This window comes from Blautia sp. MSK.20.85, from assembly GCF_013317245.1.
In the GTDB taxonomy this organism is placed as follows: Bacteria; Bacillota; Clostridia; order Lachnospirales; family Lachnospiraceae; genus Blautia_A.
Window position 1 is genome coordinate 23,486 of sequence record NZ_JAAIUN010000011.1, and the last position, 13,067, is coordinate 36,552.

Annotated in this window: 10 protein-coding genes; 8 read left to right on the plus strand and 2 right to left on the minus strand. The window is 43.8% G+C overall.

From position 1 onward, the window contains the following. Positions 1-105: 105 nt before the first annotated feature. Together G5B12_RS08165 and G5B12_RS08170 are read right to left on the minus strand one after the other, a co-directional pair. On the minus strand, positions 106-1,701 hold the full coding sequence (locus G5B12_RS08165) for a response regulator (protein ID WP_243269388.1): 1,596 nt from the start codon (positions 1,699-1,701) through the stop codon (positions 106-108). Then, on the minus strand, positions 1,676-3,502 hold the full coding sequence (locus G5B12_RS08170; protein WP_059085385.1) for a sensor histidine kinase: 1,827 nt from the start codon (positions 3,500-3,502) through the stop codon (positions 1,676-1,678). Before G5B12_RS08170 ends, G5B12_RS08165 begins: the two co-directional genes overlap by 26 nt. A gap of 246 nt (positions 3,503-3,748) precedes the next feature. Here G5B12_RS08170 and G5B12_RS08175 point away from each other — a divergent pair, with 246 nt between their 5' ends. From G5B12_RS08175 to dnaK, 8 genes are all read left to right on the plus strand, one after another. Next, a complete protein-coding gene (locus tag G5B12_RS08175; protein ID WP_015527072.1) occupies positions 3,749-4,984 on the plus strand; it encodes an ABC transporter substrate-binding protein in 1,236 nt (411 codons plus the stop codon). Positions 4,985-5,062: 78 nt separating this feature from the next. Then, positions 5,063-5,941 (plus strand): carbohydrate ABC transporter permease, encoded by an 879-nt coding sequence (locus G5B12_RS08180; RefSeq protein ID WP_044961978.1) that lies wholly within the window; start codon positions 5,063-5,065, stop codon positions 5,939-5,941. Positions 5,942-5,952: 11 nt separating this feature from the next. Continuing rightward, complete coding sequence (locus G5B12_RS08185; protein ID WP_021652326.1) at positions 5,953-6,807, plus strand: carbohydrate ABC transporter permease; 855 nt, start codon at positions 5,953-5,955, stop codon at positions 6,805-6,807. A gap of 41 nt (positions 6,808-6,848) precedes the next feature. After that, a complete protein-coding gene (locus G5B12_RS08190) occupies positions 6,849-7,958 on the plus strand; it encodes a glycoside hydrolase family 172 protein (RefSeq protein WP_021652327.1) in 1,110 nt (369 codons plus the stop codon). A 15-nt stretch (positions 7,959-7,973) separates the two neighbouring features. Next, complete coding sequence (locus tag G5B12_RS08195) at positions 7,974-9,227, plus strand: ABC transporter substrate-binding protein (protein ID WP_244096065.1); 1,254 nt, start codon at positions 7,974-7,976, stop codon at positions 9,225-9,227. A 176-nt stretch (positions 9,228-9,403) separates the two neighbouring features. Beyond that, on the plus strand, positions 9,404-10,447 hold the full coding sequence (gene hrcA / locus G5B12_RS08200; protein ID WP_015527075.1) for a heat-inducible transcriptional repressor HrcA: 1,044 nt from the start codon (positions 9,404-9,406) through the stop codon (positions 10,445-10,447). Positions 10,448-10,465: 18 nt separating this feature from the next. After that, entirely contained in the window at positions 10,466-11,101 is a 636-nt protein-coding gene (gene grpE / locus G5B12_RS08205; protein ID WP_059085388.1) for a nucleotide exchange factor GrpE, read from the plus strand. Positions 11,102-11,154: 53 nt separating this feature from the next. Continuing rightward, positions 11,155-13,047: a molecular chaperone DnaK gene (gene dnaK / locus G5B12_RS08210; RefSeq protein WP_110102502.1), complete on the plus strand. Its 1,893-nt coding sequence runs from the start codon at positions 11,155-11,157 to the stop codon at positions 13,045-13,047. Positions 13,048-13,067 lie beyond the last annotated feature (20 nt).

Consider the following 13,067-nt stretch of genomic DNA (forward strand, 5'->3'; position numbering starts at 1 on the left):
TTCGAAAAAATATGATGGTTCTCTTTATTGATTGATTATAAGTAAAATTCCGGAGAAGGGCACTGGCATTTGTGCCAGTAACTTTGTTATAAAGAAGAGAAGAAGTTATGTATGCTGTTCCCGGTAGGCGGAAGGTGTGATCCCCATTTTCTTTTTGAAGCTGGTGCTGAAATAATATTGATTGGCATAACCACATTTCAGGCTGATCTCCTTCAGACTCATAGTAGTCGTAGTCAGGTAACGGGCGGCTGCGGAAATACGCTGAGATGTGATAAAGTCGCTGATACTGATCCCCTGATTTTTTTTGAAAAGAGCACTTAAATAAGCAGGGCTTACATTGGCAGAGGCAGCAATATCATTGAGGCAGAGCGTATTGTCAGTGTAGTGTTCGTTGATATAGGAAATCACCAGTTCACAGAGCTTCTGGTGATAATCATTCATGGAGGAATCAAGCTTCCGGCATAAAAGATGGCACAGATCCTTCAGCCATTGACATAGCTCTTCCGTATTATGAAACTCATTTATGTGGTTGTAAACATACAAAATTTTAGCTTCAAGGTCATGCGTATCCAGATTTAATTCATAGAAAAATTTCAGGATCCGGCCAAGAAGAGAATAAATCTGTATGAAAGCGAAATTCTTTGTGCGAAATTTCTGAGTGAGCCAGTCGGAAAAATTCTGAAACCAGAGATCTATGGCAGCGGTATCCTTTTTGCAGAGAAGCCGGATCAGTTCATCCTCCTTTGTATCTGAAAAATCTGCAACAGACAGATCGGAACCCAGAGCCTCTCTTCCGTCAAAGATATTCTGATGCGGGAAAAAGAATCTGTATTCCAGTGCATGTACGGCGCTTTTATAAGAATGGTTCAGGTTCCAAAAATCTTGGACAATTGTTCCAATGCCTGCGTTGAGAGAAAGTCCCAGTGGCTGGCAGGCATCTGCGATTGAGGAAATAAGTCCGCTGGTAAGCTGGCGGAAGCTGTTGGACTGACAGCCGCTGTGTCCCAGAATGCACAGATAGCCATCCATATCCGGGAGAAGATACACAAAATCAAGAGAAGCGGTTTCCTCAGTTATCAGATCCTGAAGGTTGAAAAGCTCCATCTGAAACTTTTCAATCCCGTAAACAGCTTTTAGATCCGGAGCATTTTCAAGCTCCAGAATAACAACTGTATAAAAATCATAATTCAGCTCCAGGTTCAGATACTTAAGATAAGGCTTCAGTCGGTAGGCTGCTTCAGAAGACGGAAGGTGTGTGATCTCGCGGAAAAATTTTTCCGTAAGAAGAGGCCTGCTTTGTTTCAGAAGCTGGAGATTTTTCTGTTCCTTTTCCATCAGTGCAAAAGCGTTTTTTACCTTCTGGATAAGATAGGCATAATCCAGAGGCTTTTCGATATAATCCAGAGCACCGAGGAGCAGAGCACGTCTTGCATATTCAAATTTATCATAGGCACTGATCAGGATGATCTTCACCATAGGATTGATCTCAAGAGCTTGACGGCTCATGGAAATGCCGTCAAGATCAGGCATTTCAATGTCAGAAATGATCAGATCTGCCGGTTCTTTTTTCATGGCTTCGATAGCAGAGGTTCCATTGTAGCAGACATGGATGATCTCTGCATTCAGCGTTTCCCAGTCTATGTTTTTTTCGATACCTTCTGCAGATAAGTAATTATCATCTACGATCATTATTTTTTTCATCGATATCTTCCTCCATCTGTTCGAATTCAATGGTGACGTATGTGCCGTTTCCGGGGTTGCTGCGGATCCTTACGGAACCGTTTCCGTATAATGGGTTGGAAATACGGGAACTTACGTTGGAAATTCCAAAATGCTTCTCATAATCAATAACATTATGCTCAATAGCATGGCGCAGCTGTGCAAGGGTTTCGGAGTCCATGCCGGCACCGTTGTCCTCAATGGAGATCACAACCGTATCATCGCCATAAAGAACATGGATCGAAATGAAAACAGCTGGTGTGCCCGAAGAAATCCCGTGCAGAATGGAATTTTCGAGAAATGGCTGAAGTGTAAACTTGCAGATCAGGAAATTTTCGATTCCATCTTCTGCTTCGATCTCCCAGTCCAGATTATCTTTATGACAGAGCTTTTCCATTTCCAGATAAAGCCGGGCAATTTCCAATTCATCTTTAATAGGAATAAGTTCCTTTGATTTACGCAGGGTAAGACGGTAAAAGGCAGTCAGATTTGCAATCATCTGATCAGCAATGTCAAGCTTTCCAAGGGACTGGCAGGTACGGATCGATCCCAGGATATTGTAAAGAAAATGCGGATTGATCTGTGACTGGAGCAGCTGGTATTTCAGACGTTCTTCGTTTACGGAAAGATTTACAATGGACTTCAGGTTTCCGGCTATTGTGTGCTGCATATCTTCAAAGGTGATGCCCAGTCTGTCAATCTCATCATACCTGGAAGGATCATCCGGGTGGGGAACAGTAACGATAGATAGATGTTCCGGGTCATATCCCAGCTGAAAGGCTTCCATTGCATAGGAAAGTGCAGTGATCTTCCGGGTAAGATTTTCGGAAAACAGGATAACGATGATAACAGTAAGGAGCAAGAAAATAAGGACAGTGATCAGTAAGGCACGGATCAGGATGTGCGTGTTGCCCTGAATATAGCTTTCCGGGATTTCGGTAACATGAAGCCAGCCATTGCTTAAGGTGCAGCAGTTATAATATTTGTCGCCGCTGTGAAAAGAAGAATCTGCATTTCCTTTGAGTTTCTGAAACTGTGCTTTGGAAATTCCGGATAAATTCAGTGAGGATGTATTTTTTGCTGCAATCTCTCCGTGATCTGTGAGAATGTAGCTGTATATGCGGGAATCCAAAGCAGCAGGCTGCAGATAAGTGGTAAGCTCTGAGGTGTCCAGAGCAATGCCGTAGGCGTATTCCAGAATACCGGTGGCCTGATTTTTCAGTGCCCGGACGCAGAGGATCACATCGGCAGATGATTTTTTTGTGGACAGTATTTTAGGCAGAGGCATATTGGAAACCGGTATCCAGACAGAGGAAAAGCCTGAACCGGAAACAATATTTTTATCCAGACCATATGCAGAAAGCTCATCTGTGGAAAAGAAGTACAGGCTTTCTTTTGAACCGAGCTGATCGGGCTGCAGAAAAACATATATATGGAAGAAATCGAATGTGGATTTATACAGCGAAATATTGTTTTTTACAGTGGTGAATTTTTTCAGTGCATCTACCTTATTAGAGGAAGGCTGATTTAGGGAGTACATTTGAAACTGTATGGTATCTGCTACATTTTCAACCTGACCGAGGCGGTCGTTCAGCTGAGAGACCAGCTGCTTGTCAGTCATTACGGCAGAATCGATGATACGATCTCTGGCAATGTTATAGGAAATGTGATAGCTGATGAAGGTCAGGGAAATCAGAGGTACCATAGTTGCGATCAGAAATGCGAGCAGGAGCTTATAGCGAAATGAGGAAAAAATGGGTGGGATACATTTGTGGAATTTCATAGTACATACTCTCCTTTATGTCGAAAACAAATTAATGAAACCGAATCCAGCTGTGAAAAAAAGCCGTTACAAATATAGATTATATAAAAGGATTATAAAAAATTAACAACAAAAATACAAGAGAACGAAAAATAATATAAAGAAATCATAAAATATTGTATTTAGAATGAGGGGGCTCTCTGGTATCCTTAAACCATCAAAAACAGGTGTGGACAAACACGAAAATGTCCAGAAAGGAAGAAAGATATGAAGAAAAAAGTAATGAGTGCAGTTTTGGCAGCAGCGATGGTTGTGGGTATGGCAGGTAACGTGGTTACTGTTTCCGCAGAGGAGAAATATGATCTTACCTTATACAGCATCGACACCACAGACCCGGATTTTGAGGACTGGCTTGCAAATGTGGAAGATGCCACGGGCCTGAACATTAATGTAATTGCGGCACCTACAGATACAGATACCCGTCAGCAGAAGATCACCACAATGCTTTCCACAGGAGATGCTTCCGTGGATGTCATTCAGATCAACGATGAGATGAGTGCGGCATTTAAAAATTCCGGATGGCTGGAAGGACTGAATGATACAGTAATGACAGATGATATCGCTGATCAGTTTGCCCAGGGATATGTAAAGAATATGATCACAGATAAGGACGGAAACATTATCGGTGTTCCAGGCTATACAGGATATTTTGCATTCTGGGTAAATCAGGAGATCATGGATGAGGTCGGAATCAAATCCATTGATACAAAAGAGGATTTCATGAAGTATATGAAGGCTGTTTCCAAGGACGGAAGATTCGGCTACGGCGGTTCCTGGGAGAAAACTTATGCATTTAACGAGCTTGCACAGTTTGTAAACATGTTCGGCGGCGATTATTTTGACTGGACCAAAGAGGAAAACAAGGAAGCAGTTCAGTTCCTCCACGATCTGGTTGCTGATAAAGAAACATCCATCGAGCAGATCGCTGATAAATATGAGCAGATGAATCCGAAGATCAATGACGGAAAATACGGATGCTGGTTCATGTGGGGCCTTGGAACAGATTATGCAAAGGCAGATATGCTTGGCGCAGATAAGATCCACATGGAAATGGTACCGGATTTCAGCGGCAAGGGAGAGCGTGCGATCTTTACAGATTCCTGGAGCTATGTTCTCAACAAAGCATCCAAGAATAAAGATGCAGCTGTGAAATTCCTCCAGTATATGGCTGATGAAGGCGGAATGGAAGCTTCCTATAAAGCATTTGACAGATATCCTGCAAGAAAGGATGTTGCAGAGAAGGTAGTTCCGGATTCTGACCCGGCAAAAGAAATGTACAGCAGATATGCAAATGAATGCAATGTACAGGGACGTCCGATGGTGGCACAGACAATGGAATTTATCAGCGATATGGGAACAATCTTCCAGTCCTGTATGAAAGACGAGATTACAGTTGATGAGTTCTGCAAGAAGGCTCAGGATGTGGTAGATATGTATAAGTAAAAGATATAAAAAAACAGCAATGTAAAGCAGAGGTAAAAGTCTGCTTTACATTGCTTGATGAACAGGGAGGAAAGTTCCATGACAATAAGCAAAAAAAATATGAAGTGGATACCATGGCTTTTGATCCTGCCGGTTGTACTGATTCGAGGTTTTACAACAGTATATCCCATTCTGATGACTGTGAAAAACAGCTTCTTTAATATCAGTATCCTTGCAGGTATCAATGAATTTATAGGCTTCAAGAATTACCTGAAGGTATTTTCTGATCCTAAAGTGCTCACATCGATCAGCTTTACGGCAATATTTGTGGTTGCTTCCATGATCTTTCATGTGATCCTCGGAGTTATCCTGGCACTGATCCTGAATATGAAATTCAAAGGCCGCCGTTTTCTGAGGACCATCGTGCTGATCCCGTGGGCTATGCCTGCAGTAGTAGCCGGTATGGCTGCAAAATGGGCATTTAACAATGATTATGGTCTGATCAATGATTTTATCCGCTGGTTTGTACCGGGTTACCAGAACAGCTGGCTGATCAATACAGGTACTGCAAGAGCAGCGGTAATTGCAATGGACCTGTGGAAGGACCTTCCGTTCTTTGCAATTCTTGTACTTTCCGGACTTCAGTTTATTTCCGGCGATATCTATGAGGCAGCAAAGGTAGACGGTGCAAACGGGATCCAGAGCTTTTTCCGGATCACACTTCCGCTGATCGCAAAAAATGTCCTGACTTTATGTATTCCGTTCACACTCTGGAGACTGACAACCTTCGATCTGGTTTATTCCATGACATCTGGAGGCCCTGGAGAGGATACTGCGCTGATCGCATACAGAATCACAACAGAAGCATTTACAAATCTAAACGTAGGATATGCTTCGGCGCTGGCTATGCTGCTGTTTGTTGTAATGGCGATCTTCAGCTGGCTGAATATACGTGTTATGAATAAGTTTGACAGTTAGGGGGAATTATCGTGAAGAATACAGGAAAATATAATGTTTATCATGGAGTGGTAGCCGTTGGAAGATGGGTTCTGTTTGCAGTTGTGGCTTTTCTGATCCTGTTCCCGGTTTACTGGATCTTTATTTCTTCGATCACACCGTCAGGAGAACTGTTTAAAACACCGATCGATTATCTTCCGGATCATCCCACACTGGAAAGCTATAAATTTCTGATACAGAATGTAGGACTGCTTTCAAAGATCGGAAATACAGTTCTGATCGTAGGCATTACACTTGTGATCAGTACCGTGCTGTGTGCAATGGCTGCCTATGGCTTCTCAAGATTTAACTCAAAGGGAGTTTCTGTTGCATTTGCGTTTGTTCTGGCTACCATGCTGATCCCTGAGGTTGTCACAGCCCGCCCGCTGTATGAGTTTATGCAGAAGGTAAAGCTGTATGATACATATCCGGGACTTATCCTTCTTTATATCAGTACCGTTATACCGTTTACGGTTCTGATCCTCAGAAACTTTGTCGGTGAGATCCCGATCTCACTGGAGGAGGCAGCTGCTATTGACGGCGCATCTTTTTCACAGAGACTGTTTACGATCGTTCTGCCGCTGATGAAGCCGGCAATCGCTACGGTTTGCATTATCAACTTTATTACCTGTCTGAATAACTTTTTCACACCGTTGTTTTATTCAAATGGTATTCAGGTACTTTCTGTTTCCATCGTACAGCTTCCGTTACGTGACAACATGTATGGAGTTCCGTGGGATCTGGTCAGCGCCATGGGATGGATCATCCTTCTTCCGATCATTATCTTTGTAGCTGTTTTTGAGAAACAGATCATGGATGGTATCATGGCAGGTGGAGTAAAAGCGTAAATATAATATTTTTAATTTCCAAAAGAGAGGAGAAAACAGATATGTATCAGGCATTTACAGGCGGACTGGGAGGGATCGCACTTGCAAAGCATGGAAAAAGCCGTGCGATCAACGCAGAAAATCCTCATGGAGAAAAAGGCAGAGGCGGTATGGCTGCAAGTCATCTGGGACCGTCCAGAAAAGGAAGCCCGTGTCTCAGGGATATTGAGCCGGGAACTGTGGTAACTCTGGCAGAAATGGAAGGACCGGGACAGATCAATCATATCTGGATCACCGTTGATAACAAGACTACAGAGGCAGATTGCTTTGTACTGAGAGATCTTGTAATCCGTATGTACTGGGATGACGAGGAAACTCCTTCCGTGGAAAGTCCTCTGGGTGATTTCTTCTGCTGCGGATTCGGAAGGGAATGTTTTGTAAATTCTGTTCCGGTGGCTGTTGTTCCAAACAGGGGCTTTAACTGCTATTTCCCGATGCCGTTTAAGAAGAAAGCAAAGATCACACTGGAAAACCAGCATGCAAATAAAATCCCGGCTTTCTTTTATCAGGTAGATTACTGTCTCTATGATGAGCTTCCGGACGATATTGCTTATTTCCATGCGCAGTGGAGAAGGGAACGGTTGACAGAAAAAACAAAAGATTATACAATTTTGGATGGAGTAAAAGGAAAAGGCCATTATATAGGAACCTACATGGCACTTACCACACTGGAACGTTACTGGTGGGGCGAGGGAGAAATGAAGTTTTATATTGACGGAGATGAGGAGTATCCGACCATCTGTGGAACAGGAACGGAAGATTACTTTGGTGGTTCCTGGAGCTTTGCCAAACAGGTGGATGGAAAAACCGTGGAACAGAATTATAACACGCCGTATCTGGGATATCCGTATTATTCTGCCCATGACGAGCTGATCCACAATTTTTATCATAATGATGACTGCCCGCCAATGAGAGGCTTTTACAGATGGCATTTACAGGATCCAATCTGCTTTGAAGAGGATCTTCGCGTTACGATTCAGCAGATAGGCGTCGGATACCGTGGCCTGTTTGAACGACAGGATGATGTGGCAAGTGTAGCGTACTGGTATCAGACACTTCCTCATGCACCGTTCCAGCCGTTGATGTCAAAAGAGGATAGATGGCCCAGATAAAAAGGGTGGTAGAGATTGAAAAAACAGGTATTTTGCGGGGTATTTGCCCTGGCTCTGGCAGTGACAGGATGTGGAGTCCAGAAGAAGGAGGCTGCATCTGATATTGTGCCGGAGAACAGACAGGAACTGACGATCCTTCATGTGGATGCAGGCACAGAAGGCTTTGATTTTTTTATCAGCCAGGCGGAAAAAGATCTTGGAATAAAGATCCATATTGAAAAATGTCCGGCCAATGCGGACAATCGCCAGGCCAAAATAGCAACTCTTCTGACATCAGGAGATGATTCTGTTGATCTGATCACAGTAAATGATGAGATGATATCCGAATTTAAACATAAGGGATTTCTTCTTCCGTTGGAAGATACGGTTATGACAGAGGAGACAGCGGCGAATTTTCTGCAGGAATACCTGAAAGAAATATGCATGTCAGACGGACATATTTTTTCGGTACCGTTCAGGATGGATATCATGGCATTCTGGGTGAACCAGGAATTGCTGGATCAGGCTGGTCTGGACAGACTCTCCTGTCTCAGTGATCTTGAGATCCTTCAAAAAAAGCTTCAGAATACGGGAAAATATGCATATGGGGATGCATGGGAGATTTCTTACATATATAATAGTATCAGCGAGTATGTCGATTTTTTCGGAGGAGATTATACAGACTGGACGGATCCGAAAACAAGAGAAGCGGCAGAATATATGAAGCGAATGCTGGATACAGGGATGATATCAGAGGAGAATCTGATCGACCAGCATGACCAGCTGAATGAAAAATTTATAAACGGCCAGTATGGATGTATGTTTATGTATACCGGTGTGTTGAGTACTTTTCAGAATGCAGGCGTGTATGGAAAAGATAAGATCCATATGGCACCATTTCCGGAATTTGACGAGAAGGTGACCAATATCGCAACCTGGCAGTATGTACTGAATAAAAATTCTGATCATAAAGAAGCAGCTCTGAAGTTCCTTCAGTATGTGTCCGGATATGAGGCCAGTAAAAATTACGGACAGCTGACAAAAATGTGTCCGGCAAGACTGGATGTGATCGAGGATAAGAATTTTGATCTGGATGGCATTGAAATGATCCGGCAATATCTGAAAGATTATAAGCTGAAAGCAAGACCACTGTGTGCCGATTCCATAGAAGCCGTTTCGTCCATGGGAACGGAATTTCAGAAATATATGCTGGGACAGAAAACAGAAGCGGAATTTTTTGCCGGGGCACAGAACTGCATAGACCAGTATTACAAAAAAGCATCGTACTGATGCTTTTTTTGTTTTGAAAAAATAAGAACTTTTTTTCAAAACATATTGACAAATATTTTACATGGTGATATCTTAAAGACTGTAGATGTTAGCACTCCACTAAAATGAGTGCTAACAGATGTAAAAAAAGAATCAACATCCGTCAGGAAAGAATAAAAAGGAAAGGAGATGGATTCATGGAAGAGGTGTTGAATGAGCGCAAGCAAAAAATCTTAAAAGCAATCATCAAGACCTATATGGAAACCGGAGAACCGGTTGGTTCCAGGACCATTTCCAAGTATGCGGATCTCAATGTCAGTTCCGCAACGATCCGAAATGAAATGTCAGACCTGACAGATATGGGCTATATCGTCCAGCCTCATACCTCAGCAGGAAGGATTCCTTCAGATAAAGGCTACAGACTTTACGTCAATGAGCTGATGAAGGAGAAGGAAGCAGAGGTTGCAGAGCTGCGAGATCTGATCATTGAGAAGACAGATAAGATGGATAAGGTGCTTAAGAAGGTTGCGAAAGTTCTTGCTTCCAATACCAACTATGCTACCATGGTTTCCGTTCCGCAGTACAGTGGCAACAAGATCAAGTTCATCCAGCTGTCGAGAATGAGCGAGCTTCAGCTTGTGGCAGTAGTTGTCAGTGACAACAACACAGTCCGGAACCAGATCATCAATCTGGATGAGGAAATGGACGACCAGACGATCCTGAAACTGAATCTTCTTCTTAACACCAATCTCAATGGGATCCCGATCCAGGATATCAATCTTGGGATGATCGCCAGACTGAAGGAACAGGCAGGCAGCCACAGCGGTGTGGTGGCAACGGTTCTGGATGCAGTGGCAGCCACCATTCATGTGGAAGAGGAAGATATGGAGATCTATACTTCAGGTGCAACGAACATCTTCAAGTATCCGGAGCTTGCCGATAAAGAGAAGGCAACGGAGCTGATCTCCGCATTTGAGGAGAAGCATGAACTTGCCGATCTTGTAAAAGAACAGATGTCAGATGGAGAGAATACAGGAATCCAGGTTTACATCGGTGATGAGATGCCAATCCAGACCATGAAGGACTGCAGCATTGTAACTGCCAGATATGAACTGGGAGACGGAATGTACGGAACCATCGGGATCATCGGTCCCAAACGAATGGATTATGAGAATGTAGTGGACAGTCTGAAGGAACTTAAGAATCATCTGGATGACGTTTTGAAAAAGAAGAAAACTTAGAAAGGCGGTAGAAAAAAAGTGTCGGAGGAAACAAAGAAAACATCCGAAGAGCAGGAAGCGGAGAAGGAAATCCCCGTAACTGACGGAGATCAGGAAGAAGAAAACCTGACACCGGAGGGAGAAGATCTGCCGGAGGAAGAAAACAATACTCCAGGCGAAGAAGCTGCCTCAGAGGATAAAAAAGAAGAAAAATCAAAAACTTCCTTCTTCGGAAAGAAGAAAAAAGATAAATCTGAGCAGAAGGTGGAGGAACTTACCGATCGCCTGAAGCGTACCATGGCTGAATTTGATAATTTCCGTAAAAGAACGGAAAAAGAAAAATCCAGCATGTACATCATCGGAGCAAAAGAGATCGTTGAAAAGATCCTGCCGGTTGTGGATAACTTCGAAAGAGGTCTTGCACAGGCACAGGAAGGTGATGCTTTTGCAGATGGAATGAAAATGATCTACAAGCAGCTTACCACAACACTGGATGAGCTTGGTGTGAAGCCGATCGAAGCAGTGGGAAAGGAATTCAACCCGGATTTCCATAATGCAGTGATGCATGTGGAGGATGAAGAGGTTGGAGAGAACATCGTGGTGGAAGAATTCCAGAAGGGTTACACCTACAAGGATTTCGTAGTACGCCACAGTATGGTGAAGGTTGCGAACTAACTGACAACAAACTTTATTTTAACAGATACAGACTAAAACAGGAGGAAAAAATCATGGGAAAGATTATTGGTATTGACTTAGGTACAACAAACAGCTGTGTAGCTGTAATGGAAGGTGGACAGCCGACAGTTATCGCAAATACAGAAGGCGCAAGAACAACACCATCCGTTGTAGCATTCACAAAAACAGGAGAGCGTCTGGTAGGTGAGCCTGCAAAACGTCAGGCAGTTACAAATGCAGACAGAACGATCTCCTCTATCAAAAGAGAGATGGGTACCGATTACCGTGTAACCATCGATGACAAGAAATATTCTCCACAGGAGATCTCCGCAATGATCCTTCAGAAACTGAAAAAGGATGCAGAGGCATATCTTGGTGAGAAGGTAACAGAGGCAGTTATCACAGTTCCGGCTTACTTCAACGATGCTCAGCGTCAGGCTACCAAAGATGCAGGTAAGATCGCAGGTCTTGATGTAAAACGTATCATCAACGAGCCTACAGCAGCAGCTCTTGCATATGGTCTTGACAATGAGAAAGAGCAGAAGATCATGGTATACGACCTTGGCGGTGGTACATTCGATGTATCTGTGATCGAGATCGGTGATGGTGTTATCGAGGTTCTTTCCACAGCTGGTAACAACCGTCTTGGTGGAGATGACTTTGATAAGAAAGTCACAGATTACATGCTTGCTGAGTTCAAGAGAACAGAGGGCGTAGACTTAAGCAATGATAAGATGGCTCTTCAGAGACTGAAAGAGGCAGCTGAGAAGGCTAAGAAAGAGCTTTCTTCCGCAACAACAACAAACATCAACCTTCCGTTCATCACAGCTACAGCTGAGGGACCGAAGCATTTCGATATGAACCTTACAAGAGCTAAATTTGATGAGCTGACACATGATCTTGTAGAGATGACAGCAGAGCCGGTTCGCCGTGCACTGTCTGATGCAGGTATCACAGCTTCTGAGCTTGGCCAGGTACTTCTGGTTGGTGGTTCTTCCCGTATCCCGGCAGTACAGGATAAGGTAAGACAGTTAACAGGCAAAGAGCCGAGCAAGAACCTGAACCCGGATGAGTGTGTTGCACTTGGTGCTTCCGTACAGGGTGGTAAACTTGCAGGTGATGCAGGTGCCGGTGATATCCTTCTTCTGGATGTTACTCCACTGTCTCTGTCTATCGAGACAATGGGTGGTATCGCAACTCGTCTGATCGAGAGAAATACTACAATTCCTACAAAGAAGAGCCAGATCTTCTCCACAGCAGCAGACAACCAGACAGCTGTAGATATCAACGTTGTACAGGGTGAGCGTCAGTTCGCAAAAGACAACAAATCCCTCGGCCAGTTCCGTCTGGATGGAATCCCGCCAGCACGTCGTGGAGTTCCGCAGATTGAGGTAACATTTGATATTGATGCCAACGGTATCGTTAATGTATCCGCTAAAGACCTTGGAACAGGTAAGGAGCAGCACATCACAATCACAGCTGGTTCCAATATGTCCGATTCCGATATCGACAAAGCTGTCAAAGAAGCAGCGGAGTTCGAGGCTCAGGATAAGAAACGTAAAGAGGCGATCGACACAAGAAACAATGCAGACTCCATGGTATTCCAGGTTGAGAATGCACTGAAAGAAGCTGGCGACAAGCTTGACGCAAACGATAAAGCAAGTGTTGAGGCAGACCTCAATGCACTGAAGGATCTTCTTGCACAGACAGCAAATGCACAGGAGCTTACTGATTCTCAGGTTGCAGACATCAAAGCTGCACAGGAGAAGATGATGGAGAGCGCTCAGAAGCTGTTTTCCAAGATGTATGAGCAGACTCAGGGAGCTCAGGGTCAGGCTGGTCCTGGACCGGATATGGGTAACATGGGCGGAAACGCTGGTGCCCAGGGCGGAAATGAAGCAGGATACGGCGATGATGTTGTAGATGCTGATTACAAGGAAGTCTAAGACAAGTAGGAAATAATTAC

What these genes read in the sequence shown, in the direction of transcription:
- G5B12_RS08165 (WP_243269388.1), bottom strand. Translation starts at nt 1,701, where the DNA reads ATGAAAAAAATAATGATCGTAGATGATAATTACTTATCTGCAGAAGGT.
- G5B12_RS08170 (WP_059085385.1), bottom strand. Translation starts at nt 3,502, where the DNA reads ATGAAATTCCACAAATGTATCCCACCCATTTTTTCCTCATTTCGCTAT.
- G5B12_RS08175 (WP_015527072.1), top strand. Translation starts at nt 3,749, where the DNA reads ATGAAGAAAAAAGTAATGAGTGCAGTTTTGGCAGCAGCGATGGTTGTG.
- G5B12_RS08180 (WP_044961978.1), top strand. Translation starts at nt 5,063, where the DNA reads ATGACAATAAGCAAAAAAAATATGAAGTGGATACCATGGCTTTTGATC.
- G5B12_RS08190 (WP_021652327.1), top strand. Translation starts at nt 6,849, where the DNA reads ATGTATCAGGCATTTACAGGCGGACTGGGAGGGATCGCACTTGCAAAG.
- hrcA (WP_015527075.1), top strand. Translation starts at nt 9,404, where the DNA reads ATGGAAGAGGTGTTGAATGAGCGCAAGCAAAAAATCTTAAAAGCAATC.
- dnaK (WP_110102502.1), top strand. Translation starts at nt 11,155, where the DNA reads ATGGGAAAGATTATTGGTATTGACTTAGGTACAACAAACAGCTGTGTA.